We start from the raw sequence: 22,329 nt of genomic DNA on the forward strand, positions 1-22,329 counted from the left end.
TGGGCAGTGGGGCATGATTCCGCGCAGCTCGAAGACGCGGCGGCCCATGACGGTCGACGGCAAGCCGATGAGCACGAACAACGCGCGCCGTGAGACGTTGGCCAAGTCCTGGACGTTTGCGCCGGCATGGCGCGCGGGCCAGCGCTGCCTGATCCCCGTCGAGTCCTGGGTGGAGCCGTACTGGGGCCTTGGAAGCCGCAACGTGTGGTGGTCGTTCAGGCGCGCGGATGGCACGCCGGCGGCCCTGGCCGGCCTGTATTCGGAGTGGGTGGAACCGGCGACTGGCGAGGTCGTGCCGAACTACACGATGATCACCCAGCCGGCGGACGGCCACCCGGTGCTCGCGCTGATGCACAGACCCGGCAAGGAAAAGCGCGGCGTGGTGATGCTGGAGCCCGGCGACTGGGATGCATGGCTGCACGGCACGGCCGCGCAGGCGGAAGCGCTGATCAAGCTGCCGCCGCTGGGCGTGCTGCGCAGTGGAGCAGAGAAGCCCGAGGAAGAGGCGTTGCTGCCGGCCGAGCAGCTGCAGGCCCTGAAACTCGAGGGTTGATCAGCGGCCGCGACGCTGTGCACGCCAGTCCCAGGGCGCGACTGGCTCAGGATCGGACCACAACCCCACGCGCTTGGCCTTGGCCTCTGCCTCCGCGAATTCGTACTGTCCGCGCTCTTGCGGCGTCTGCTCGCTGGAGTAGTAGCGATACCACCATGCCATGCCCTGCGTGACCATGGCCAGGCCAGCGTCAAGCGTGCGTGGGCCATTGGGCGACGATGCCGGCGCGACCCAAACGCTGCAGACGTGGCGCTTGTACCTGTCGATCTTGTTGCAGCGCAGCTCGGCTTCCTGGCGGTATGTGAGGTCGCTCAAGGCTTGCTTGGCGCGGGCGCCGAACGGCTGCCGACTCTCAGGAGCATCGATCCCGCCCAGGCGAACTTTGATCTGTTGGTACTCGCCCGGCTGGCCGCAGCGGGCAGTGAGGGTGTCGCCGTCGCTGATGCCGACGACAAGACAGATGAGGGTAGCTGCGAGCATGCTGAATTCTGGGATGAATTGCGCTTACAAAATGATGCAATAAGCCCGCGATTTCTGCAGCGCCGAGCAGATTGCCATAGGTTGCCACGGCTTGTTTTTGGAAATTGGGAAATTCACACCGGATTCACGCAGCCCAGCCACAAGGCGCGTGGATATTGGGTCGGACGCGGGTTCAATTCCCGCCAGCTCCACCATCCAAGACACCGCCACACACTGAAGACCTCAGTGTGTGGCGGTTTTTTCTTGCCTGTTCGTTGCCTCGCGCCCGCCTCAGTGGCTGTTCATGTCGGGCATGGGCTGCTGGGACAGTTCCTGGATCAGCGTCAGGCGGAAATGTGCCAGGGCCTTGGCCCCATGCTGTATGTGGTGCAGGTCTGCCACTCCGCCGATGCCCGACACCAGCAGTTCGGGCTTGGTCGACAAAATGACTTCTATGAAGTGGTCGGCCAGTTCTGCAGCCAACAGCGTGTCCGAGTTCTGTTTGCTCATGTGTGCTTCCTCCTGGTGATGGAAGCACATGGTATGGCATCGCGCCTGAATATGGCTGGCGATCAGATGGCGAGGCTTGCGCGGTCCTTGCCTTCTATCCACTTGGGCGGCTTTCCGCGGCCTGTCCAGGTTGCGCCGGTTTCGGGGTTGCGGAATTTGGGTTCGCCCACGCTGCGCTGTCCGGTCTGGCGAGGTTTGATCCTGGCGGAGGGGAAGACATCCTCTTTCGTCAGGCCATATTGCTGCACCATGGCCTTTGCTTCAGTGATCGCATCCGTTCTTGCGTGCTTGATCAGAGCGTCGATCTTTTTCTCAAGATCGGCTTTTTGTTGCAGCAGGGCCCTGTAGTCGGATGTCATGGCGATGATGATTTTCAGTGGGAGATGCGCGTGTATATCACGGGAATGAATTTTTTGTAAGTTATGAGTAAGAAAAAGAGTGTGGGAGTGTGCGGACGCACGAAAAGCCACCAGCGACGTGGCGCGTTCAAGACGGGTGACGAGGATGGTTGTGGCGACGAGGCGCGCCCAAGAAAAAGGCCAGCGGCTTGCGCTGGCCTGGGAAGAAAGAGCCGGTGCCTTTTTGAAGGCTTCCTGGGGGAATGAGAGGGAGGGAGGAGGAAATGCCCCAGGGCCGGCAATGAAACGATTCAGAAACTGGGTGCAATGATGCATGGCGTATCGGGGTTGGCAGATGGGTGAGCGGCCAGTCTGCGCGTAGGACGCGGGAGCATCCGCCGAGTCACAGGCTGGTCATGTCCATGCGCGATAAACCGGAAGTTGCGCAACCACGGGGGGATGCGCATTATTTTTTTATTGCACATCCATGTCCATTGCCCGCACGCTGATTCCGTTTGTATTCAACCCGGCCAATCCGATGAGTCCGCCGCTGCAGCGCCATCGTTGGCGTCTGTATGGTGCAGGCCTGCTTCTTTCGGCCTCCGCCGGCGTATGGGCGCAGGTTCCTTTCACCGGCACCTATGCGCAGAATTTCGACACCCTGGCCGCATCCGGGACGGGGCTGGCCTGGGCCAATGACAGCACCCTGCCGGGCTGGTTTCTCTTCAACAGGAACCTGGCGGGCATCACTGCATATGCGGCAGGCAATGGCGCGTCCAATGCCGGCAGCTTCTACAGCCTGGGGCTGGATGCGGACCGTGCATTGGGTGGCGTGGCATCGGGTGGAGCTTACTTTGGCAGCCCCTCCCAGGGTGCCGTGGCCGGCTGGATTGCGCTGGCGATGCGCAATGACACGGGCGGCGCGGTGGATGGCATCAGCCTGCGATTCAGTGGCGAGCAATGGCGCAATGGCGGCAACACCTCCGAGCAGCCCATGGAGCTGGAGTACGGCATGGGCGCGACCTTTGCCGATGTGCCTGAATGGCTGCCTGCCGGTGCGAATTTCAATTGGAAATCGCCGATCGCTACCGGTACTGCCGCCCCGGTGGATGGCAATGTGGCCGGACGGGTGAATGATGTGGGCGGCGATCTGCGCGGTCTGGGCTGGGCGCCAGGCGCCACGTTGTGGCTGCGTTGGATCGAGCTCAATGATGCGGGCAACGATCACGGCCTGGCCGTTGACGATGTCTCCATCGCCCTGGCACTGCCCGATACCACGCCACCCACTGTGCAGGCCACCATTCCTGCTGCGGCGGCAACCGGGGTGGCGCTGAATCCCGAAATCAAGCTGAGCTTTGATGAGGCGGTGAAACCCGGTAGCGGCAGCTTCGAACTGCGCCAGGGCAGCACCGTGGTGGCAATGCTGCAGGCTGGCGATGCGGCGAAGGTGAAATTCAGTGGCTTGACCATCACGCTCAACGCCGGTGTGCGGCTGGCGGTCAATACGTCCTACAGCCTGGTTCCCGTGGGCGAGCCGGTGTTGGATACCTCGGGCAATGTGTGGACCGGCACGGCGCTGGGCTTCACGACGGGGGGCGAGCCGCCCATCACCAGAATTTCTGCCCTCCAGGGTTCCGGCGACCAGTCTCCCCTGGTGGGGCAGAAGGTGACAGTGAGCGCCGTGGTAACGGCCTATATGCCAGGGTTGAGTGGCTTCTTCGTGCAGGAGGAGGAGGCGGATTCCGATGGTGATGCTGCCACCTCGGAGGGCGTCTTCGTCTATTACGGCAATGCGAATCCCGGGGTGGATGAGGGCACGGTAGGCAAGCTGGTGCAGGTCTCCGCCTCGGTGAGCGAGTTTCGCAACCAGACCCAGCTCAGCGCCATCACGGACTTCGTGGTCCGTGGCTCGGCCGCCTTGCCGGAGTCCGTGCGCGTCACGCTGCCTGTCAGCGATATGGGGCAGTGGGAGCGTCTGGAGGGGATGCGTGTGGAGGTCGCGTCCGCCACTGCGGGCGGCAAGCTGGTGGTGAGCGACAACCGCACACTGGGCCGCTACGGCAATGTCACGCTGTCTGCCGACGCGCCGCTGGCGCAGTACACCGAACTCAATGCGCCCAGCGTGACGGGCTATGCCGCCTATGTGCAGACATTGCAGCGCAGCCAGATCATTCTGGATGATCGCTCGGGCGCACAGAATCCCGCCTCTGTGCCGGGCCGCGGCGGACAGTCTCTGTCGGCCTCCAACACGCTGCGTGCCGGCGATGGCGTGGACCGTGTCACCGGCGTGCTCGATCAGTTCTCGGATGCAGCTGCCAGCGAGCCATATCTGACCAGCTACCGCGTACAGCCTACGCAGACGCCGCAGTTCTCGGGGGCGGCGCGTCCCTCGGCTGCTCAGTTGCAGCAGGCTGTGGGGGCGGCATCGCTCAAGATTGCCTCGGCCAACGTGCTCAATTTCTTCAACCTGACGGGCGCCACCAGCGGCTCTTCCCAGGTGATGTTCAGCACGCCCCTGGGCAATCAGCAGGGCATTCGTGGTGCCAACAGCATTGCCGAGCTGGACAGGCAGCGCGCCAAGATCGTGGCCAATCTGCTGGGGCTGGGCGCCGATGTGTATGGCCTGATGGAGGTGCAGAACAACGGCTTTGGCCCGGGCAGCGCCATCCAGGATCTGGCCGACGCCTTGAACGCGAGTGCGGACAAGCCTGCCGGCGCCGTATATGCAGTGGTCAAGGAGCCTTTCAGCGAGGCTTCAGGTACGGTGGCGGGTGCTGGCACGGATGCGATCACCGTGGCCATCCTCTATCGCAGCGATCGTGTCACGCCGGTGGGCAGCGCAGCGGCACCCAGCGTCACCACCTACGACGCCTTCAACCCAGGCGTAGGCGGCGCACGCGTACCGATTGCACAGACTTTTGCGGTAGGCGGCAGCACGGAGCAGTTCACGCTGGTGGTGAATCACTTCAAATCCAAGGGCAGTGTGCTCAGCAGCCCGGGCAATGCAGACGCGCTTGACGGCCAGGGCGCCAACAACGCCGCGCGTGTGAAGACGGCCGAGCAACTGAGCAGCTGGCTGGCAACCCGGCCCACAGGCACGACCAGCCCGCATGTGGTGCTGGTCGGGGATTTCAATGCGTACTCGAAGGAGGACCCCATCAAGGCGCTGGAGGATGGCGGCTACGCCAAGGTGTCTCAGGGCCTGTCCTATGCGTTCGATGGAATGTGGGGCTCGCTGGACCATGTGCTGGTAAGTGCCAGCCTGCAGCCGAGCGTGGGGCGCGCGGTCAAGTGGGCCATCAATGCCGAGGAGCCTGAAGTCCTGGACTACAACCTCGAGTTCAAGTCGCTGGACCAGCAGGCCAGCTTCTATGCGCCGACGGCCTATCGTTCCAGCGACCACAATCCGATTTTGCTGGGTCTGAATTTCGGTGGGCAGGCGCCATCGCTCAGTGGCTTGCCCGCCAATGCGCAATCCGTGGTGGTTGGCCAGGCGGCCGATCTGGCCGATGTGCAGGTGGCAGATGCCGACAGCCCTGTCGTGACGCTGTCCATTGTTGCCAGCAACGGGCAGGTGCTTGGACTCGAAGACGCCGATGCCGCGCAGCCGGGCATACAGTTGCGCGGCAGCCCCGCTCAGGTGTCGGAGCAATTTCGCTCCGCCGTCTATCTGGCATCGGTGGCCGGTTCGGCCAGCTTGCAATTGAGCGCGAGCGATGGGGTCCATGCGCCTGTGACTGCCAGCTATCCGTTGCTGGCGGCTGCTGCAGGTCCTGTGGACCAGGCCAACCGCTTCAACATCACCGGGTCGGGCCAGATGGCGGTATCGGGCGAAGTCGCCGGCGGCGGTATCAACTGCCGCCTGGCCGAGCCGCCTCAGGTCATGGCGGCGCCTGGCACACCGCGTCCGGGGGCTGTGGTGCCCCACGGACTGCTGAAGCTGAATACCGATGGCTGTGATGCGGGTGCGCTCGTGACTGTCAAGCTGACCTATCCCAGTGATCTGCCCAGCGGTGCCGAGTACTGGAAGTGGGGGCGCACAAGCGACAACGCCACGCAGCACTGGTATCGGATACCGGCAACGCTGCAGGGGCGCGTCGTCTCCTTCGTGCTGCGCGATGGTGGCCTGGGTGATGACGATCTGGTGGCCAACGGCCGGGTGGAAGATCCCTCTGCACTGGTTGTGCCTGCTGCGGCGGTCGGCGGCGGCACGCCAGCGGCGATTCCTTCACTGAGCGAATGGGCTGCGGCTCTGCTGAGTCTGATGATGGGCGGGCTGGCCATCCGTTTGCGCCGTCGCGGTTCCTGATCCGGCAACGGGAAGGCCCGGCTTGCGCTTGGCGCGGGCCGGGCCTGTTGCATTGCGTGAAGGAAATCTGCAGTCAGGGCATTGCCTGGATGCGATGGAGTTCAGAGAAATTTGGGGTGCAGTCGCAGGCCGGTGCGCGATGGCAGTGTGAGGCGAAGAAAAAGCGCCTGCTGTGGACGCTGCCTCAGTGCAACTGGTGCATTGAATATCCAGAAATGATCGTGCTTTAAAAAAAGAGCCTGGCTAACCGGCATACCGCTGGCTGGCAAAAACGACTGCAGGCTGAACTGGCCTGACGAGTCGCCCCACGATGAAACTGAACTGCTGCAACACCATGAATGCTGCGGCATGGGTTGAATCATACACGCAAACAAGAATCATTCTCAAATAAACCTGTGCTTTTCTCTGTAATTGAGAAAAAACTTGCCTTTGTGCCCGTTTCGGTTGTTGCCCAGGGCGCCTGAGCGATCGTCGTCAAGAAAAAACGCCCCGGCTGCGGAGGCGGCCGGGGCGCTGAATGGAGCGTTCCATGCGATCAATCCAGGAAGGACACATGCTAAGAGTTTGAAATGAGAGCGCTGGCGTCTGGCGCCTCCGGTCCTTCCTGGTTGTCAAGTGTAAATTGAAACAAGGTGCTTGACGGAGCTAACTCGGGTGAAGTTGCATGCAACTGAGTCGTAAATCCTGTTTTTCACACGCCATCGTGAGACCAGCCAGGCAGTGGGAATGCAAAAAGCCCGCTTGAAAGCGGGCTTTTTGCTGGTGATGTGGACGATGGCTCTTACGCGACCATCGTTTTACGGCAGAACGTCTCTGCGGCTGTCACCGTTGTTTTTTTCGTCGTAGTGCACGACGCGCCGGCGTGAGATACAGCATTGTCTGCGCAGACAACCGCGAGATTGTAGCATGACCGCAATTTCAGCTGGATCGAGAACATGCATTGCCACCAAAGGATGAAACCATGAACGAAATGACGCAAAGGCTCGAGGGCCTCCTGGCGTCCGGCAAGGACTCGGCTTTGATGCGCTGCACGTTGGGCAAGGCGTATCTTGATGGCGATGCGCCTGCTGTGGCGCACTCGCACCTGCAGCGCGCCACTGAACTCGATCCCGGCTATTCGGTGGCATGGAAGCTTCTGGGCCGGGCATTGCTGGCGCTGGACGATGCTTCGGGGGCTCGGCAGGCGTGGAGCACGGGGTTGGCCTGTGCTGAGGAAAAGGGAGATGCCCAGGTCGTCAAGGAGATTGGTGTGTTCCTCAAGCGGCTGGACAGGCAGCAGTCCGCCTGAGTGCGGCAAGCGCGGGGTCACGGCTGCAAAAGGGCCGCTCTGGCCAGCGCGTCGGCCTCGGTGTTGCGGTGACGAGGAATCCAGCGCAGTTGCACATGCTCGAACTCGGCCAGCATGGCGCGGGCCTGATCGAAAAGGTCGGCCAGCCGCACGATGGGCCTGGTGGGGCGGGGCGATGGCGCCAACTGCTCTACCAGGACGCTGCTGTCCGTGAAGATGGCCAGCCGGCGAGCCTGCAGGCCTAGCAGGGTCTGCAGCACAGCCATCAAGGCCCGCAGCTCGGCTTCGTTGTTGCAGCCTTGGTCGGGGCAGACCTGGGACAGAAGCTGCCGTGTTCCGTCGGGCGCCGTGATGACGGCTCCCAAGGCCATGCGACCCGGGTTGGGCAGTGCGCTTGCATCGATGTATGCAGTCCACAGGTCTGTGTCGGTCGGAGAAGGGCCAGAGTGGTTTCGGCGGGATGACGGCTGTTCCAGAGGCATGTCTGCATCATGCGGCAGCAGTGGGAATCTGACCGCATTCCTCATCGGATTGGACGGGACAATGCAGGATTGCAAATCACCGAAACCGAAGAAGGCTGCGAATGATCAGGATTCTGGGAAAGTCATCGTCCATCAATGTGCGCAAGGTGCTGTGGCTTTGCGTGGAGCTGGGAGTCTCGTTCGAACAGGAAGAGTGGGGTTCGGGCCATCGGTCAACGCAGGAGCCGGGATTTCTTGCACTCAACCCGAATGCCATGGTTCCCGTGCTGCTTGATGGGGCGCTGGTGCTGTGGGAGTCCAACACCATCTGCCGCTATCTTGCCGCGCGCCAGGCTCGGCATGACCTGCTGCCTGCAGCACCCGCAGAGCGCGCACGCGTCGAGCAATGGATGGACTGGCAGGCGACCGAACTGAACAACTCCTGGCGCTATGCCTTCATGGGATTGGTGAGAAACAGTCCGGAGCATCAGGATCCTGCACTGCTGGCCAGCAGCATGGCGAACTGGCATCGCCACATGCGCATACTGGAGGAGCAACTGTCGCGCACAGGCGCCTTTGCTGCAGGCGCGCAACTCACCCTTGCCGACATCGTGCTGGGCCTGTCTGCCCACCGCTGGCTGTCTGCGCCGATGGAGCGCCCTGACTTGCCCGCAGTCCGTGCGTACTATGAGCGGCTTTGCGAGCGCCCAGGCTTTCGCACGCATGGTGCCAACGGCATGCCTTGATGGCCGCCTGGTGCCCTCTGCGCGACAAAGCCCGCCGGAATGTCCTGCGGGCTTTGTCTTTTTAGGGAAGGTCAGGGGGCAACCCGCACCAGCACCATATCGGCCTTCGGGCCTGCTCCACGGGTCAGGACCGGGTGGACGGTGTCATTGGTGAAGATGAGCTGGTTGCCCTGGGTGATGCGTGAGGTCACCGTATATTGCGCCGCAGGATTGAGACGATTGGGCTCCACGGGCAGCTTGTAGCTGAACGGGGGCTTGAGGCCTTCAAGCCGCACGGATTGCTGAGATATCACGGGGGCGGCGGCATCGGCGCGAGAGGTGTCCTGCAGCTCCACAACCAGCACGGCATCGGACGGGAGCGGCATGGGCTCTCTCAGATCGACCGTGCCCATGACGGCGGTGACCGGCGCGTTGGGCGAGGGCTGGGACTGGGCACATGCGCCCAAAAGTGCGGCGGCCATCACGATGGCGAGAGAGGTGCGGCGCTGGAGGATGTTGGGATTCATGGGAATTCCTTCTTGATTGGAAAGGTCCCAGTCTGGCTTGGCGCATTCTGGAGGGCTGTAGGAACGGGTTCCACAGAGGCTGCTGCCATTTCCCAAAGTCGCATACGCCGATCTGCGGTCGGGTTGCCAGCCAGGGCGACGGGCGTGTGAAAGCTCAGGTCGCGCCGGCGCATGAAGGACGCTGCCAGACAGTCCACAGGGTTTCGGAGGGGGCTGCATCGTTCGAGGCCTGCGCCATGCCAAGAGCGATGGGTCAAGCGTCCCGATCTATTTGCGTTGCTTCTCATCAATCCGCCGCTCCTGTTTGGGTGGTGAATCGTTCTTGCTTTTGCCATCGCTCGCCGCAGGGGAGAGCACCGTTTCTTTTGACGTGTCGGGGCAACTATCTCCACATTCCACATCGCGGCAGCCGAGGGCAAGTCATTGCAGCCCAAGGGGCTGACTCCTTGGCGCGAAGAGGTGTGCGCAAGTGTGCAGAGGTGCGGCAGCGATTGATCTGGGCAGCCGCCGCGTCGGCCACGGAGCCTCGCTCCACGGCTGTGGGGTGCCAAGCGGAAGGGCTTCTCTGTCCCAGCACACGGCGGTGGAAAGCTTGTGCTTTGGGGTGCGGAGCATTTTTTGAATAGAATGCGTTTTTGCTAGCATGCATCCAAAGAAAAAGCCATGACATCTGATTACAAGACTCTCCTTCAGCAAAAGGCCGAGATCGAGGCTCGCATTGCCGAGGTCCTCAAAGCCGAAAAAGGCGGTGCCATCGCCAAGGTCCGTGAACTGGTCCAGCAGTTCCAGTTGACCCAGGAAGACGTGTTTGCTACCGGTAAGCGCAAGTCTCCTGCTGGCACAGGTGTGGCCAAGTACCGTGATCCGTCCACTGGCGCAACATGGACCGGCCGGGGCAAGCCTCCCGGCTGGATCAAGGACGCAGCGGACCGAACCGCTTTCGAGATCTGAATCTGATCAAGGGCCCGCAGTCGCGGGCCTTTTCTTTTGTGGGTCCCCGTGTGGGTTCGATCGGCCGGCAGCTGTCCGGGAAAGTGCGACTGAGCGCTGTCTTGCCCGAAGGTCTCCCAGATCGAGGTGGACGTGTGGAAGAGCGCGGTAAAGGTATCTCTCGCGGACCATGCCGCTGGCGCTGGCAGTGCGTCCACCGCGTATTACTGCGCAGCATCTGCTGCCATGCAGGCCTGCAGGCCAGGCTTACAAGAAGATCCTGTACGTCCTGCCTGGCTTTCACTGCATATCCTTCGCAGGCGTAGCCCGGATTTATCAAGGTCTCCAGCATGGACAAGGCTCCTGTATTCCAGCTTCCGAAATGGTCAGGGCTGTGCTTATCTCATCTGGCAGAGCTTTCGACCCATCGTGAATTTCATATGGCTGCCTTGTCTCTTGTGCCTCGCGGTGATTTCCCATGCCTTTCGAGGCAGCTTGACTCCATGCAGGCAAAAAAGGGCCCTGGGGGCCCTTTTGCTGTCCTGGCCAGCCCATTTATTGCTGAGCCTGCTCTTCCGGAGTAATAGGCCCATGCTCAACCATTCCTAACCCTTGTGAGCCTTTGAAATCATGTGGTTGGCGAATGCGAGCAGCGGCGCCGAATCAGCAGTTGCGCGCACGCTGGTGCGAAAGGAAAAAGCGCAGCATCTCGGCGCTGGCGTCGATTCCTCCCGGCGCGGTGTAGCTGCCCGCAGCGCTGCCGCCGGACCAGGCGTGGCCTGCGCCATGCAGCTGCCAGTGCTCGATGGCGGTACTGCCATCGGCTGCGATATAGGCAGAGCGGGTGAACCGTTGGCGGTTCGGTGCATGGCCCTGGCTGACGCGAGGTGCGCCTGTGGGGCTTTGAGCGCTGCGTGCAGCATGCACGACGGCCGCGCCGTTGTCGTGATGTACCGTGGTGTCCGCGTCACCATGAAACACGATCACTGGACACACGCTGGGGCCGCTGGCCGAGCCAGATGCTGCGCCTCTTCGCATCGCCTCGAGGGCTGAGGGCAGATTGGACGCGGCACCGGCGGCCAGGCCCGAATGCACGCCCACGGCGGCGAACAGCTCGGGATAGGTGCGTCCCAATATGTCCGCCATTGCACCTCCGGCCGAAAGTCCGGCGACATAGACCCGCGATGCGTCCGCGCCATGGTCGGCCATCACCTGGCGCGTGAGGCCTGCCAGCAGTGCGGGCTCGCCCCGGCCCCGTTGCTGGTGCTGGGCCTTGAACCAGTTCCAGCACTTTTGCGAGTTTGCATGCTGTGTTTGTTCGGGATAGAGCACCAGTACGCCAGCGCTGCGCGCCTGGTCATTCATGCGCGTGCCGGCGGCGAAGTCTTGCGGCCCTTGGGTGCAGCCGTGCAGCATGAGGATGAGCGGGCGAGGTCCCGCTTCGAGGGCACTGCCTGGCGGCACGTACAGACGATAGGCCAGCTGCCGGCCTCCGTGAGAGTAGCTGCCGAGCAGCCATTGCTCGTCGCTGGAGGTGCCTGCCTGCGATGAGCCCGCAGGCACGGCGAGTTCGGGAGCATCGTCGATGAAGCGGGCTTCGGCATCGACGATCCAGCCTGCATCCCGATGACTGGTTGCGGCTGGCTTGTCGTGGGGTGTGGGCGCGCTGTGACCTCGCAGCGTGCGCTGAATCAGCTCGGTGGCTTCCAGCAGATGGCCGGTGCGCGTCAGGCGTGTCGCCTCGCCCAGCATGTCTTGAAAAAGCTGTTTCATGGAATGGTTCTCAGGTAATGCGGCCGGCCAGAGCGGCACGAACGGCGGGGCTGGCCTGGAGCGCTCCCAGCACCGTGATGGATTCGATGGTTTCGGCGGCAAGCTGCGCAGGCACGTCCTGCGCGATGCTGGCCAGGCCCAACACGCGGATCTGCAGCTTTTCCCCGGCAGCCTGCACCCGCATGAGATCGGCCTGGGAGAAATGCTGCATCCCAAGGACCAGCATCTTGCGGGCGACGACCTGTTGCACCGCGTCCGCATGGCTGCGCAAGTGATTGCGTATCGCTGTGCGGATGAAATCGCTGCGGTTGGCGTAGAAGCCTTCGGCGACCAGCAGGTCGATCTGGCCCAGGTCGACATAGCCCAGATTGATGGTGAGCTTCTCGGATTCGCTCACGCGAGGGTTGGAGGTGGTTGTGTTTGCGGCCATGGAACATCCTTATGCCATCCATATGGATGGTTTGGGGATGGTTTCAAGGCCTGGTGTTGCAATTTGACGCGGCACGTCGTGGGGTATCCGGCGGACGGCGCTGCAGCGTGTGAGTTGCAATCATTGCCCTGTCACGTCTGAGTCGTAAGGTGGCGGAGCCGGGCACGGCGTCCGGCGTTCCTTGGTCATGCGACAGGAGGCTTCATGCCAGACTTGCAGGCAGGCTTGCCGAGCGGCACGAGCGTTTGGTGCCAGCCCGGCGAGCGGTTCAATACCTGGAGTCATCTGGCAGCCCTGCTCGTGGGCGTGGTGGCCAGTGTGGGCCTCATCTGCGAAACGGTGGCCGGCGGCGATGCGCGCAAGATTGCGGGCTCTGTGGTGTTTGGCCTCTCTCTGGCGGCGCTGTTCGGTGCCTCGGCCCTCTTTCATGGCTGCACCGGGGCACGCAAGCGTTTTTGGCAGCGCGTCGACCACGCCTGCATCTACCTGCTGATTGCCGGCAGCCACACGCCCTTTGCCTTGATGGCGCCCTCTGGCTTGTGGGCTTGGCCTCTGCTTGCCGGTGTATGGGTGTTCGCATTGCAGGGTGCGATACGTGCACTTGGTTTCGATTCGCCGCCGCGCCTGTCCCTGTACATCAGCCTTGGCTGGCTCAGCTTGGGGGCGCGGTGCCGATGGCCTTGCGCCACGGTGCGCAGACCCTGGCCTGGCTGCTCGCGGGCGGACTGCTCTATTCGGCAGGAACGGTGTTCTACCGAAGCCTTTCGAGCATGCGCCATTCGCATGGCATCTGGCACCTGTTCGTGGTTGCCGGCAGCGCCTGCCATACCGTCGCGGTGGTCGGTTTGCTGGCCTGAAGCGAGGGCTCGTGCTGGCGGCGCTGCGTTGGACGCCTTGGATTCTGTTAGACAAAAGCCCCTGGCTCTTTCGAACCAGGGGCTTGAATCATTTGGTCGGAGCGGCGGGATTCGAACTCGCGACCCTCTGCTCCCAAAGCAGCGATAGAAGTGAACTAAATCAAACACTTACGTGCATTTTGTCTACACTTGGCTGTTCTGTGCGCTGAAATGGATCAACGACTTACGGAAGCGCTGTAGACGGTTTTTTGAGAGCATTCAGCGGGTTGCTTTTGAGCGAATTGCCTGCTTGTGCCGCACATAGTCGGCTGTCTGGGACTGCGTGGAGTGAGCGCCCATTCGCTGAGCCGCAGTAACGCCGTGGAGGCGATCCACGTCGGTCAGCGCCTTGGCCCGCAGGTCGTGAATGTGGGCGTCCTTCACTCCGGCCCGGGTCAGCGCGCGGCGCCACGCCGACTTCAGAGCCTCGTAGCTGTACGCGCCGCCATCAGGCCCGGTGAACACGTATGTCAGCCCCACATTCTTTTCCGCCTTGATCCGCGCAACCAGTTCGCGCAGCCTGGGCGTCCACTCGATCAGCACCTGCGCGCCTGTGCTGTCCTCGACTTTCGATGGCCGGAACAGCACGCCGTCTCGCCCGACATTGGCCCATGGCAAGGCCAGTACATCACCAATGCGTTGGCCTGTGAGGTAGGCCATATCCAGGATGGCGCAGATCATCCGCCCTGCCGGGTTGATCTGCTTCGCGCGCTGGCCGCCGCTGCGCAGCGCCGCCACCTTGATTCGCCGCAGCTCGCTGTCAGTGATGTAGCGATTGCGCGCCTTCACACTCGCAGTCCGGATTGCGTCCACCGGATTCGCGCCCGACTCCCGATATCCCTTCTCCTCTGAAAAGCGCATCAGCTCGCGCAGCATCGATCGGTATGCGTTGTATGTGCGTGGCATCTTCGCGAAAGCCTTCAGGAACTCCACTGCATCCGGCGTGCGCACGTCCTCGGCCCGGAATTCAGCGAAGGCCTGGGAAATCGTCCGCACCTGGTAGATGTCATTCGCCTGGGTTTTCTTCGCGTGCTTCGTGCTGACCTCCTGAAGCCACTGGCTGCAGATCGCCTGCATGCGGTCATCAACAGCGCCGCGCATCTCAGCATCTGCCAGAGCGCGATACAGGGCGGGCAGGCCATCGGCTATGGCCGACAGCCGTATCCAGGACCGCTGCTTGTTGACCTGGCGAACCAGGTAGTAGGCGCCATGCTTGGCATGTACGCCCTTCGGGAGGTGACTTTTCTTCTTCATGCGACTTGTCGGAGCTTGGGGACGCGGACCTGAGGCCTGTCTGTCTTGATGGCGCTGCCTGCGCACACGGCGGTGTAATGGGTGCGCTCCAGAAGCACATTGCCAGCACGGCCGATGCGCGCCCTGAAAAATCCCTGCTGGCGCAGGATGCTGAGCTGCTTGGACGGCCACTGGTAGCCCGTCAACTCTTCAATTTCTTCTCGCGTGAGAGTGAGGCTCATGTTGTTTCACTCCTAATGTTTTCTGCTGCTGCACGCGCGGGTCGCGCTCATGCTGATATGTGCCCCACAGCACCGCCCCGGCATCGCAGCGCGGCTGAGACCGCGTGACGCCGGCCGCGATGCACTGCGGGCACTGAAAGTGGTGGGCCTGATACGCGCGATCGGCGGTTTCCCAGGCATTTGGTGGATCAGACATCGATCACCGACCCGGTCTCAATGAGCGGGTGCGTGATCTGGCCGCAGGAGATGACGTGGTTGAACCAGTGCGGAATGCGCTCGTAGATGGATGCCGGTACACCGCTGAATTCCACGCAGTGAAGCCTATGCAGCCGCTCGAAAGAATCCTGGGTCTGATGGGTCAAGGGAATCCGCATGTTCTTCAAGAAATCTCTCAGCGAGCAGATGTCGAAGCTGCGGTAGCGCGTGTAACGCTCTTCTACCTCCCGCCTCAGCTTCCGCACTTCCAGCTTGCCCCAGTCGTCCAAGCTGTCCTCATCGGGCCAGATGAACAGATCCAGGGGGCCGCGCGAGATCTGGAAGGTGCGAGTTGGCACGATGCTGGCCGCCTCTGCGCTGCCGGCGATAACGGCTGATGCGAGGCGCAGGCGTTCAAGTACTGCTGTCATCCTCATCCCCTCAAATGAAAGAACCCGCTGGTGCGGGCTCTGGTTGCTGTGTGCGCTTGGCTATTCGCTCTGCCTTGCGCTCGTAGTCCTGTGGCGGACTGCTGGTGCCGATTGCTTGCCAGTTGATGGGGGAGGCGTTGTCAGCCCACCTCTTCGGCCAGTCGCGGCGGTCTACCCTGTCGCGGGCTCGCTTGCTCATGGCTTGTCCTTTCTGGCCAGGATCTCCTGAGAGCAGACAGCGAGCACCCAGGCCGTGGCCCGGCTGTCATCGCGCGTGTTGCCGTCTCCCTCCTTCTCTGCATCCACGGCTTCGCTTTCCATCTTGTGGGCCTTGTCCATGCAGAGCTTGGCGCAGGCTGAGCGCTCGGCAGCCGCCACCAAGTCGGCGAAGTGCTCAAGCTCCACAATGCAGCCAGTGCCAATGGCATGCACCAGTTGAAACGCAGGGCTGCCGTCTGCTGCGTGGATCACTCCAGTTTGAAAGCCAGCTTGGCGCGCCATAGTGATCAGTTCGTCACGCGTCATGACGATCCTCCGGTGATGCTCGGCATCGCTGCCGGCCGATCTTGCAATTTCGCGGTTTTGTCAACCAGCGGTTCTTGCAGATTCGGTGATTTGTCAACCAGCGCGGCGTCGTACTGGTCAGTGATCTCCACGAACCACGCCTCGGCCTCTGCCATGTCGGTGAAGTGCAGGCTGACCATGGCGCCACCGTCAACGCTGCTGGCCATCACGCCGGAACGGTAGCTCAGCGGCAGCGGCTTGCGCGCCTCCAGCTCTGCTCGGTGTTCATCGCCCGCTGTGCATCGCTGGACGCTACTGCAGTACCTGGGTGTGTCGCACTCCAGGAGCTGCTGCAGTCGCTCGTTCTCGGCCTGCAGGCGGCGCAGCTCGGCCGCAGCGGGCTGAAGCCATGCAGCGTGGCCGCAGAAGCCTTCCTCAAGGCCTCGGGCCAGGCGCTCCACGTCGGAGGGTGTTGGTGCTGTGGTCACGGGGTCTCCCATATCAGTTCGTGGCATCGGTCAGCCGGATGCTCAGCGAGACGCCGAACCCTTCCAGGCCTTGTATGCCCGCAGCACCTGAGTGCGCGATGAGCTCGGCGGCTGCAAGAATGGCGGCTTTTTCGAGTTGCTCGCGTTTGACGTTCCAGTCACTGTCTGCGGGGCCGAAAATTTCTTCAGGCGTGGGTGTTGCGTTCGTCACAGGTTTTCCCTTTTCTGCTGATTCACGGCGCGTTCTACGTATGAAGCGAGAGCAGCTTTCCCATGGGCCGACATTTCGAGCGCTGCGATCACATCCTTGGGATTGAGTTCTGCGCGATGGGTCGATCTCCCGCCACCGAGCGGCTTCACGCCGCCGCAGCGGTGATCGGATATGTAGTGGCCGGTCCCTCCGTCTCCGGAGACGGTTTCAAAAATCACTTTCGACATGTCACTGTCCTTTCTGCTGCGCGATTTTTTCCAGCGCGTTGGCGATGCGCTGCAGAGTGAGGTGAAAAGCGCATGCTGCGGCAGCCGTAGCCACGAACAGCACGCAGATGACGAATCCAATCAGGGCAATGAGGCTCATGCAGGTCCTTTCTGCTGCGCCTGGGCGCGCTGTGCCTTGTGCGCATCACGCACGCCCCACGGGTCGAAGATCGTGCCGCCTTCGCATTCCAGCCAGGCCACAGCTACATGGTTGACTTGTGGAAATCCGGCATCGGTGAAGTCGGTGATGGAGCCGGGGCCCACCGGGCTATCGGACACGGCCTCGCCGATCTGGATGTGGTGCTTCGCCATGTGTCAGCTCTCCTTGTGCGCTGCGGGGCGCTGTGCTGCGATGCGCAGCGCGGCCCGGCGGGCGCGGCGCGCGTTGTCGATGTCCTTGCTGATGGAACTGCCGCCGAAGCCATCCGTTGCGCTGATGCCCTCGCGGCAGTGCGGGCAGACCGGGACGTGCCGGCGGTCGCGCCAAGCCCGCTCCACCTCGCGCGCGGCCAGCAGGTGGATGGCCTTCTCCTGGGCGCCATCCGCCCGGGCCTGCTTCGCGGCGATCCGGCTTTGCACGTCTCCCCAGTGCTCAGTCAGCATGCGCAGCGCGTAGTAGGCGCTGACCTGCTTTCCGCAATCGAGGCACATCACGACGTCGCCGTTGTCGTCCAGCTCAACGCTCTTGTGCTCGCATTCAGGCTTCGGGTAGCGGTGGCGGCGCTTGTGGGTGAATCGGTAGTCGCCCAGCTCCACGACGTTCTCAGCCATTGCCGTGCTCCCCCTTGGCTGCTGCCTGGGCTGCGGCCTCGGCGGCAGGTTTGGAGCGCCAGTAGCGTGGTGCCCCATCTTTCCTGACCATGGTTTCCGTGCAGCGGAAAAAGCAGCTGTTGTGGCGCACCAGCATCCAGATCTCTTTGCCGCGCATGTAGTGCACCTCTGCCCTCCATGGGCCTGTCGAAAGGGTCGTGCTCATGCTTCACCGCCTTCCTTGGCCTGGGCTGCGCGATAGAGCCGGTAGCAGCCGGGCGGCAGCGTGCACGGTGGCACGGTCTCGTAGTCGAGGCCTCCCTCGCTGTCCACTTCGAGCGTGGCCACCCATTCGCCGAGTGCTGGTGCATCCACTGCAGGCGCAGCAGGTGCTTGCGTGCAGCCCGGGCAAGGCTCAGCCGTCAGGATGTTGCCCACGGCGCCATGGCCGCTGCAGGTTCGGCACACGGGCGCAGCAGGTGCTGCCGCAGGGCCCGGCCAGGGCGCGCCGATCTTCTCCAGCACAGCTTCGACCTTGGCCCGCGACGAGTCGCTGACTGCGTTCTCGCCGGCGCCGACATGCACCACGTCCATCGCCACCGCCTGCAGGGCAGCCAGCATTTCCGCATGGACGGGCTCGGCGAGAACCTTCTGGGCCAGCAGCTCGAAATAGCGGCCCAGCCACTTCTTGAGGCGGTCCATCATGATCTGCGGGCCGTATGCGACTTCTTCCGGGTGCTGGCCGTCGTGAGTCAGGATGCAGGGCACCCAGCCGCTCGGCAGCCCCGAGGGCGCAGCAGGTGCCTGGGGCGCTGCTGCCAGCGCGGCGCGGGCCTGCCACGTTGCCCACGCCTTTTCAGTTTCCCAATGCCCGTAGCGGCCATCGTCATAACGCTGGCAGTCCTTGATCCAGCTTTGCTGACGCGCCCATTTCTCGAATTCAGCGCGGTCGTCTGTCGGGGCTGCAGGCGCTTCCGGGGCGCTGCGGGATTCGCGTCCGGCTTCGTAGGCTGCGCTGGCGAGCATCCACTTGTCATCCCGCAGCACAGCCTGGCGGCCTTCGGGCAGTGACGCGAACCACGAGTTGCAGCACTGGTGCGCAGGCGCTTCCATGGCGGGCGCTGCTGGGGCGCCGCGCATGTAGGCCAGAGGCATGCCCGGCTCCGTCGCGGAGTCCAGGGCGATGCAGGCCACATCGAAGTTCAGAAAGGGATGGCTCGCCAGCCCCAACAACAGCGTCGCCAGGGAGTCGCGCGTCTTGGCCCAGTCCGGCCCAGCCACAGCGGCTGGAGCTGCCCCGGCCGGCTCCTCGATCTGGGCCAGGCAGCTGCGCGAGGGCAGCTCTGGCAGCGGCGTGTCAGCTGCCTCACGCACACGCTCCATGAGGTCCGTATCGCCGTGCTTCGATAGCGCGCCGACGGCAATGATCTCGCTGAGAAGGCCGCGCATGCCGGCGACTTGCATGCGGATGGAGAAGTCAGGGATTGCTGTCATGAGGCTTCCTTGGGGATGCGCCAGTTGCTGGCGGTGGTGTTGATGACGTGGCCTGCGCGCTGCAGCAGCGAGCTGGTCTGGGATGGGGTCGGGGTCAAGCGGCGACTCCATAGATCAGCGCCTCGTGGGCGAAGTTGGCGCGCGCCAGGGCCTCGGCCAGCGGCGGGCAGACGCTGTTGCCGCACATGCGGACCTGTGCGGTGGTGCTCAGGTCGATGAGGGGCACGTCACGCGGGTCGGCGGCTTGCTTGCCACCTCGGAACAGCAGGGCCGGGTCGGGCACGCGCTCGAATTGGTAGCCCTCGGGGAAGCCCTGGGCGCGGAACAGCTCGCGCGGCTTGAGCATGCGCAGCGTGATGTCAACAAGCACCCACCACTGCCCGGCATGCCACATGAGCACGAGTTCGGCCGGATCGGGGAAGTGCTCGGGCAGGTGCTTGTGCAGCAGTTCGGCGCACAGCCGGGCCCGCTCGGCGTGCTCGGGCGCCAGCGTTGCGGCCGGCACTTGGCAGGTCTGCACCAGGCCCATGCGCGCCTTCGTGGGCACGGTGTGCATGGGCTCGCTGCAGGCGCTGTCCTGGCCGCCCTCGCTGTAGTACTTGACCATGTAGGCCGTGATGAGCCGCTGCTGGGTGCCGCTGGATGTGACCGTGGACATGGGGTCCGCCGCGCTGCGGCCGTCGCCGTCGTAGAACCCGCCGTTGGCTTGCTCCAGGCACGCGGCAGCCAGCGCACTGGTGGCGCCGCTGGCGGTGACCGTGTTGAGCGGCACCTCCAAGCTGCGGATGCCGTGGCTGAAGCGCTTGCCGCCGGCAGGCCCTTCGCCGTGGCCCATGTCCACCAGGTGCGCGGCCACCATGCCCATCTGGATGCCGGTGCTAGGCCGCTTCGGCGTGCCGCCGGCCGTCACTGTCGGCAGGGGAGCATCCATGGCGCTGCCCACGCTTCCGGTGTTGAACTTGGTGATGTGGGCCATGGCCACGGCGCTCTTGATGCCGCCAGCCACCACGGTGCCCAGCGGCGCCGCGATGTCCTGCACGCGCGGCTGCTGGCCCTCACGCTCGCCATAGCCGATGGTGACCAGGTTGGCGCCCACCAGGGCGTGGTGTGTGCCGCTGGCCGCCACGGTGGATAGGGGAGCATCCACGGAATGGCCGACCAGGTGCTGCTCGGACGTGCCGCGCAGTGGGGCCAGCGTGGGCGCCACGACGCTGAAGTGCCCGCCCTTCACCTGCGCGCAGATCGTGCGCAGGGGCTCGTCGGCGGGCATGGTGCGCTGGTTGCTGGCGTTCGCGTGCTCATTGAGATACGGTGCCTGGGCGCCGACGATGAACGGGCTGGCACTGGTGAGCACATGGCGCCACAGGCCCTTTGCCACGCGGCGCATGGTGTTGTCCACCAGCGGCCGGCGACGGCCGAACACGCTTTCGGCGGGCAGGTCGAAGTCGATGCACTCGGCGGCCGTGCGATGCGCAGCCAGCTTGCCGGCGATCACGCGGCGGTCTGTGGGCTCAGCGTGGGTCTGCTCGGGCCAGACGATTGGCAGGCCATCGCGGCGCGCAACGAGAAACAGGCGCTTGCGGATCGTGGGCGTGCCGTGGTCGCTGGCGCGCAGCTCGCGCCAGTCCACCTGATAGCCGTGGGCCTTGAGCTGGCGCACGAACGACTGGAAGGTCTTGCCCCGGCGTGTGGGGTCCGGCCGGGCCAGGCCGTCAGGGCCGACGAGGATCGGTCCCCAGGTCTGGAACTCCTCCACGTTCTCCAGCATGAGCACGCGGGGCTTGCACATCGCCACCCAGCGCATGCCCACCCAGGCCAGGCCACGGATGTGCTTGCTGACGGGCGTGCCGCCCTTAGCCTTGCTGAAGTGCTTGCAGTCGGGCGACAGCCAGACCAGCGCCACGGGCTGATTGCCGGTGACCTGGATCGGGTTCACGTCCCACACGCTCTCGCACAGGTGCAACGTGTGCGGGTGGTTTGCCGCGTGCATCGCCAAGGCTTCCGGGTCGTGGTTGATGGCGATGTCCACCGGCCGGCCGAAGGCGGCTTCCAGCCCGGTGGACGTGCCACCGCCGCCGGCAAAGTTGTCAATCACCAACTCATTGGGGAATGGCAGGGCCATGGAGAACTGGTCTCGCTTCATGTGCATTCTTTCCTGGGTCTTTGGTGGCCGCGCCAAGGCTTGCCGCGGAGAAGGGGTTTGCTGACGGCGATGTCCATGGGGGCGCCCGCCTTGAGCCGCCGCCACAACGTTCCAACTGCCAGGCCGTAGCGCTCCGCCCAGGCCGCAATGGGCAGGGACTCGCCCCGGAACTGGATCAGGACGTTGTTCGATCGATTGCGGGCCTGCTGCTTCGGTGTTGCCCAGATGCAGTTGCTCGGGCAATACGGCTGGCTTCGGTCAAGGCGTTCGATAGACAGGCCAGGCGGGGCAGGACCCATATCCGCCAGGAAGTTCTCGTAGCTTTCCCAGCGTGCGCAGACGCTCACGCCAGCGCCGCCGTAATTTGGATAGCTGATGTGCTTCGGATTGCGGCAGCGCGCACGCATCCCGCGCCAGATGGATCTGGTTCTGTCGCGCTTCATCGGTTGGGGTTCCTTTGGGCCAAAAAAAGCCGCTCGCGGCAGGGCCGGGCGGCTTTGGAAGGAGGGGAGGTATCGGGACAGCGCCCATGCGCTGTGCTCATGCCTCCTTAGATGTGCGCATATGTAATGCGGCTTTGAATAATTTTTCGCTCGTTATCTAATGGGTTTCTCATTGGCAATTCGTCTCAAACAAGAGCGTTTCTGCAATTGAGATGCAGGAGTAAATCGCTATGGATATTCGAATACCTGAAGAGAAACTCAATGCCGTGAATTTATGGCATGCCAGCATGGTCATGCTTTCACGCCCCGGCGAAAAACTTGGGGTTTCGATTTACGAGGTGCCAGCGCTCGCTGCAATGAGTAGGTCCGTGCAACAGCCATATCACCTGCTTGTGATTGAGGTCGACGACCCTACTGATAAAGCAACGCAGGCTCGCATTCTTAAAAGCCTGCGCGAACTCGTCAATTAGGCTGCCGTCTGGGAAATCAGGAATGGCGTGCGGTCCTTGCCGTTGATCCAGTTCGGCGGCTTGCCCCGGCCGGTCCAGGTGGCGCCGGTGGCGGGGTCGCGGTACTTCGGGGCGCCCACGCTGCCCTTGGTCTTTGCGGCGGGGAAGACATCGGCAGCGGTCAGGCCGTGCTCCTGGATCAGCGCGCGGGCCTGGGCGATGCCCTCGGCTTTGCGCTCGGCCTGGGCCTGGGCGATCTGGGCGTCGAGTTCGGCCTTGCG

At 63.3% G+C, this 22,329-nt stretch carries 29 protein-coding genes and 1 pseudogene; 8 read left to right on the forward strand and 22 right to left on the reverse strand.

Features of this window, described 5'->3' with window-relative positions; genetic code table 11:
• Positions 1 to 553: SOS response-associated peptidase (locus tag L995_RS24105; protein WP_047473959.1), on the forward strand; the 553-nt coding region annotated here is incomplete at its 5' end.
• On the opposite strand, the gene L995_RS24110 is transcribed toward L995_RS24105, so the two are convergent.
• From L995_RS24110 to L995_RS24120, 3 genes are all read right to left on the reverse strand, one after another.
• Positions 554 to 1,033 carry a thermonuclease family protein gene (locus L995_RS24110; RefSeq protein ID WP_016453328.1) on the reverse strand — a complete coding sequence of 160 codons (480 nt, stop codon included), beginning with the start codon at positions 1,031 to 1,033 and terminating at the stop codon, positions 554 to 556.
• Positions 1,034 to 1,303: 270 nt separating this feature from the next.
• On the reverse strand, positions 1,304 to 1,522 hold the full coding sequence (locus tag L995_RS24115) for a hypothetical protein (RefSeq protein WP_047326836.1): 219 nt from the start codon (positions 1,520 to 1,522) through the stop codon (positions 1,304 to 1,306).
• Between the two features lie 62 nt (positions 1,523 to 1,584).
• Positions 1,585 to 1,881 carry an H-NS histone family protein gene (locus L995_RS24120; RefSeq protein ID WP_034364579.1) on the reverse strand — a complete coding sequence of 99 codons (297 nt, stop codon included), beginning with the start codon at positions 1,879 to 1,881 and terminating at the stop codon, positions 1,585 to 1,587.
• 466 nt (positions 1,882 to 2,347) lie between these two features.
• Between L995_RS24120 and L995_RS24125 the strand changes: the two genes are divergently transcribed.
• Together L995_RS24125 and L995_RS24130 are read left to right on the forward strand one after the other, a co-directional pair.
• Positions 2,348 to 6,169, forward strand: a complete 3,822-nt coding sequence (locus L995_RS24125; RefSeq protein ID WP_047473960.1) for an ExeM/NucH family extracellular endonuclease — start codon at positions 2,348 to 2,350, stop codon at positions 6,167 to 6,169.
• Positions 6,170 to 7,130: 961 nt separating this feature from the next.
• The gene (locus L995_RS24130; protein ID WP_017406945.1) at positions 7,131 to 7,457 is read left to right on the forward strand and encodes a tetratricopeptide repeat protein; all 327 of its coding nucleotides are present in this window, start codon (positions 7,131 to 7,133) and stop codon (positions 7,455 to 7,457) included.
• 17 nt (positions 7,458 to 7,474) lie between these two features.
• On the opposite strand, the gene L995_RS24135 is transcribed toward L995_RS24130, so the two are convergent.
• Positions 7,475 to 7,939, reverse strand: a complete 465-nt coding sequence (locus L995_RS24135) for a ribonuclease HI family protein (RefSeq protein WP_074931549.1) — start codon at positions 7,937 to 7,939, stop codon at positions 7,475 to 7,477.
• 101 nt (positions 7,940 to 8,040) lie between these two features.
• Between L995_RS24135 and L995_RS24140 the strand changes: the two genes are divergently transcribed.
• On the forward strand, positions 8,041 to 8,664 hold the full coding sequence (locus L995_RS24140) for a glutathione S-transferase family protein (RefSeq protein WP_043791506.1): 624 nt from the start codon (positions 8,041 to 8,043) through the stop codon (positions 8,662 to 8,664).
• Positions 8,665 to 8,735: 71 nt separating this feature from the next.
• Here L995_RS24140 and L995_RS24145 read toward each other — a convergent pair whose 3' ends face one another.
• Positions 8,736 to 9,170 (reverse strand): YbaY family lipoprotein, encoded by a 435-nt coding sequence (locus L995_RS24145; protein WP_016449501.1) that lies wholly within the window; start codon positions 9,168 to 9,170, stop codon positions 8,736 to 8,738.
• 663 nt (positions 9,171 to 9,833) lie between these two features.
• Here L995_RS24145 and L995_RS24150 point away from each other — a divergent pair.
• Entirely contained in the window at positions 9,834 to 10,121 is a 288-nt protein-coding gene (locus L995_RS24150; protein ID WP_016449500.1) for an H-NS histone family protein, read from the forward strand.
• A gap of 642 nt (positions 10,122 to 10,763) precedes the next feature.
• On the opposite strand, the gene L995_RS24155 is transcribed toward L995_RS24150, so the two are convergent.
• A complete protein-coding gene (locus L995_RS24155) occupies positions 10,764 to 11,873 on the reverse strand; it encodes an extracellular catalytic domain type 1 short-chain-length polyhydroxyalkanoate depolymerase (RefSeq protein ID WP_047473961.1) in 1,110 nt (369 codons plus the stop codon).
• Positions 11,874 to 11,883: 10 nt separating this feature from the next.
• Positions 11,884 to 12,303, reverse strand: coding sequence for a CopG family transcriptional regulator (locus tag L995_RS24160; RefSeq protein ID WP_017406949.1), 420 nt, complete (start codon positions 12,301 to 12,303; stop codon positions 11,884 to 11,886).
• Between the two features lie 204 nt (positions 12,304 to 12,507).
• Here L995_RS24160 and trhA point away from each other — a divergent pair.
• Positions 12,508 to 12,903 (forward strand): annotated as a pseudogene (trhA, locus tag L995_RS34715) (PAQR family membrane homeostasis protein TrhA); the annotation flags it as partial.
• A gap of 74 nt (positions 12,904 to 12,977) precedes the next feature.
• Positions 12,978 to 13,160, forward strand: a complete 183-nt coding sequence (locus L995_RS34720; protein ID WP_017406950.1) for a hemolysin III family protein — start codon at positions 12,978 to 12,980, stop codon at positions 13,158 to 13,160.
• Positions 13,161 to 13,418: 258 nt separating this feature from the next.
• On the opposite strand, the gene L995_RS24170 is transcribed toward L995_RS34720, so the two are convergent.
• The 14 genes from L995_RS24170 to L995_RS24220 form a co-directional block, all read right to left on the reverse strand.
• Complete coding sequence (locus L995_RS24170; RefSeq protein WP_047473962.1) at positions 13,419 to 14,453, reverse strand: tyrosine-type recombinase/integrase; 1,035 nt, start codon at positions 14,451 to 14,453, stop codon at positions 13,419 to 13,421.
• Positions 14,450 to 14,674 carry a DUF4224 domain-containing protein gene (locus L995_RS24175; RefSeq protein WP_047473963.1) on the reverse strand — a complete coding sequence of 75 codons (225 nt, stop codon included), beginning with the start codon at positions 14,672 to 14,674 and terminating at the stop codon, positions 14,450 to 14,452. The genes L995_RS24170 and L995_RS24175 overlap by 4 nt, the downstream gene beginning before the upstream one ends.
• A gap of 188 nt (positions 14,675 to 14,862) precedes the next feature.
• Entirely contained in the window at positions 14,863 to 15,300 is a 438-nt protein-coding gene (locus tag L995_RS24180) for a hypothetical protein (protein ID WP_156136122.1), read from the reverse strand.
• Between the two features lie 195 nt (positions 15,301 to 15,495).
• Entirely contained in the window at positions 15,496 to 15,825 is a 330-nt protein-coding gene (locus L995_RS24185) for a hypothetical protein (protein WP_156136123.1), read from the reverse strand.
• Entirely contained in the window at positions 15,822 to 16,292 is a 471-nt protein-coding gene (locus tag L995_RS24190; protein WP_156136124.1) for a hypothetical protein, read from the reverse strand. Before L995_RS24190 ends, L995_RS24185 begins: the two co-directional genes overlap by 4 nt.
• A 13-nt stretch (positions 16,293 to 16,305) precedes the next feature.
• The gene (locus L995_RS24195; RefSeq protein ID WP_047473967.1) at positions 16,306 to 16,503 is read right to left on the reverse strand and encodes a hypothetical protein; all 198 of its coding nucleotides are present in this window, start codon (positions 16,501 to 16,503) and stop codon (positions 16,306 to 16,308) included.
• Positions 16,500 to 16,730: a hypothetical protein gene (locus L995_RS33410; protein ID WP_156136125.1), complete on the reverse strand. Its 231-nt coding sequence runs from the start codon at positions 16,728 to 16,730 to the stop codon at positions 16,500 to 16,502. The genes L995_RS24195 and L995_RS33410 overlap by 4 nt, the downstream gene beginning before the upstream one ends.
• Before the next feature lies 1 nt (position 16,731).
• Complete coding sequence (locus L995_RS33415) at positions 16,732 to 16,869, reverse strand: hypothetical protein (protein WP_156136126.1); 138 nt, start codon at positions 16,867 to 16,869, stop codon at positions 16,732 to 16,734.
• The gene (locus tag L995_RS24200; protein ID WP_047473968.1) at positions 16,866 to 17,081 is read right to left on the reverse strand and encodes a hypothetical protein; all 216 of its coding nucleotides are present in this window, start codon (positions 17,079 to 17,081) and stop codon (positions 16,866 to 16,868) included. The genes L995_RS33415 and L995_RS24200 overlap by 4 nt, the downstream gene beginning before the upstream one ends.
• 3 nt (positions 17,082 to 17,084) lie before the next feature.
• Complete coding sequence (locus L995_RS24205; protein ID WP_047473969.1) at positions 17,085 to 17,540, reverse strand: hypothetical protein; 456 nt, start codon at positions 17,538 to 17,540, stop codon at positions 17,085 to 17,087.
• Positions 17,533 to 17,745 (reverse strand): hypothetical protein, encoded by a 213-nt coding sequence (locus L995_RS33420; RefSeq protein ID WP_156136127.1) that lies wholly within the window; start codon positions 17,743 to 17,745, stop codon positions 17,533 to 17,535. The genes L995_RS24205 and L995_RS33420 overlap by 8 nt, the downstream gene beginning before the upstream one ends.
• On the reverse strand, positions 17,742 to 19,013 hold the full coding sequence (locus L995_RS24210; RefSeq protein WP_156136128.1) for a hypothetical protein: 1,272 nt from the start codon (positions 19,011 to 19,013) through the stop codon (positions 17,742 to 17,744). Before L995_RS24210 ends, L995_RS33420 begins: the two co-directional genes overlap by 4 nt.
• Before the next feature lie 94 nt (positions 19,014 to 19,107).
• Entirely contained in the window at positions 19,108 to 21,156 is a 2,049-nt protein-coding gene (locus L995_RS24215) for a DNA cytosine methyltransferase (protein WP_047473971.1), read from the reverse strand.
• Complete coding sequence (locus L995_RS24220; RefSeq protein ID WP_052195862.1) at positions 21,153 to 21,599, reverse strand: hypothetical protein; 447 nt, start codon at positions 21,597 to 21,599, stop codon at positions 21,153 to 21,155. Before L995_RS24220 ends, L995_RS24215 begins: the two co-directional genes overlap by 4 nt.
• Before the next feature lie 230 nt (positions 21,600 to 21,829).
• Here L995_RS24220 and L995_RS33425 point away from each other — a divergent pair, with 230 nt between their 5' ends.
• Positions 21,830 to 22,069 carry a hypothetical protein gene (locus L995_RS33425; RefSeq protein WP_156136129.1) on the forward strand — a complete coding sequence of 80 codons (240 nt, stop codon included), beginning with the start codon at positions 21,830 to 21,832 and terminating at the stop codon, positions 22,067 to 22,069.
• On the opposite strand, the gene L995_RS24225 is transcribed toward L995_RS33425, so the two are convergent.
• Positions 22,066 to 22,329 (reverse strand): H-NS histone family protein (locus L995_RS24225; protein ID WP_047473972.1); only part of this gene is annotated, 264 nt, incomplete at its 5' end. The genes L995_RS33425 and L995_RS24225 overlap by 4 nt on opposite strands.

Source organism: Delftia sp. ZNC0008 (assembly GCF_000799035.1).
Taxonomy (GTDB): Bacteria; Pseudomonadota; Gammaproteobacteria; order Burkholderiales; family Burkholderiaceae_C; genus Comamonas; species Comamonas tsuruhatensis.

Coding starts and splice junctions, on each gene's coding strand:
- L995_RS33420 (WP_156136127.1), bottom strand. CDS start 17,745: ATGAGCACGACCCTTTCGACAGGCCCATGGAGGGCAGAGGTGCACTAC.
- L995_RS24170 (WP_047473962.1), bottom strand. CDS start 14,453: ATGAAGAAGAAAAGTCACCTCCCGAAGGGCGTACATGCCAAGCATGGC.
- L995_RS24150 (WP_016449500.1), top strand. CDS start 9,834: ATGACATCTGATTACAAGACTCTCCTTCAGCAAAAGGCCGAGATCGAG.
- L995_RS33425 (WP_156136129.1), top strand. CDS start 21,830: ATGGATATTCGAATACCTGAAGAGAAACTCAATGCCGTGAATTTATGG.
- L995_RS24120 (WP_034364579.1), bottom strand. CDS start 1,881: ATGACATCCGACTACAGGGCCCTGCTGCAACAAAAAGCCGATCTTGAG.
- L995_RS24145 (WP_016449501.1), bottom strand. CDS start 9,170: ATGAATCCCAACATCCTCCAGCGCCGCACCTCTCTCGCCATCGTGATG.
- L995_RS24125 (WP_047473960.1), top strand. CDS start 2,348: ATGTCCATTGCCCGCACGCTGATTCCGTTTGTATTCAACCCGGCCAAT.
- L995_RS24130 (WP_017406945.1), top strand. CDS start 7,131: ATGAACGAAATGACGCAAAGGCTCGAGGGCCTCCTGGCGTCCGGCAAG.
- L995_RS24215 (WP_047473971.1), bottom strand. CDS start 21,156: ATGAAGCGAGACCAGTTCTCCATGGCCCTGCCATTCCCCAATGAGTTG.
- L995_RS24175 (WP_047473963.1), bottom strand. CDS start 14,674: ATGAGCCTCACTCTCACGCGAGAAGAAATTGAAGAGTTGACGGGCTAC.
- L995_RS24115 (WP_047326836.1), bottom strand. CDS start 1,522: ATGAGCAAACAGAACTCGGACACGCTGTTGGCTGCAGAACTGGCCGAC.
- L995_RS24220 (WP_052195862.1), bottom strand. CDS start 21,599: ATGAAGCGCGACAGAACCAGATCCATCTGGCGCGGGATGCGTGCGCGC.
- L995_RS33415 (WP_156136126.1), bottom strand. CDS start 16,869: ATGAGCCTCATTGCCCTGATTGGATTCGTCATCTGCGTGCTGTTCGTG.
- L995_RS24200 (WP_047473968.1), bottom strand. CDS start 17,081: ATGGCGAAGCACCACATCCAGATCGGCGAGGCCGTGTCCGATAGCCCG.
- L995_RS34720 (WP_017406950.1), top strand. CDS start 12,978: ATGGCCTTGCGCCACGGTGCGCAGACCCTGGCCTGGCTGCTCGCGGGC.
- L995_RS24210 (WP_156136128.1), bottom strand. CDS start 19,013: ATGACAGCAATCCCTGACTTCTCCATCCGCATGCAAGTCGCCGGCATG.
- L995_RS24155 (WP_047473961.1), bottom strand. CDS start 11,873: ATGAAACAGCTTTTTCAAGACATGCTGGGCGAGGCGACACGCCTGACG.
- L995_RS24140 (WP_043791506.1), top strand. CDS start 8,041: ATGATCAGGATTCTGGGAAAGTCATCGTCCATCAATGTGCGCAAGGTG.
- L995_RS24160 (WP_017406949.1), bottom strand. CDS start 12,303: ATGGCCGCAAACACAACCACCTCCAACCCTCGCGTGAGCGAATCCGAG.
- L995_RS24180 (WP_156136122.1), bottom strand. CDS start 15,300: ATGACAGCAGTACTTGAACGCCTGCGCCTCGCATCAGCCGTTATCGCC.
- L995_RS24135 (WP_074931549.1), bottom strand. CDS start 7,939: ATGCCTCTGGAACAGCCGTCATCCCGCCGAAACCACTCTGGCCCTTCT.
- L995_RS33410 (WP_156136125.1), bottom strand. CDS start 16,730: ATGTCGAAAGTGATTTTTGAAACCGTCTCCGGAGACGGAGGGACCGGC.
- L995_RS24185 (WP_156136123.1), bottom strand. CDS start 15,825: ATGACGCGTGACGAACTGATCACTATGGCGCGCCAAGCTGGCTTTCAA.
- L995_RS24110 (WP_016453328.1), bottom strand. CDS start 1,033: ATGCTCGCAGCTACCCTCATCTGTCTTGTCGTCGGCATCAGCGACGGC.
- L995_RS24205 (WP_047473969.1), bottom strand. CDS start 17,540: ATGGCTGAGAACGTCGTGGAGCTGGGCGACTACCGATTCACCCACAAG.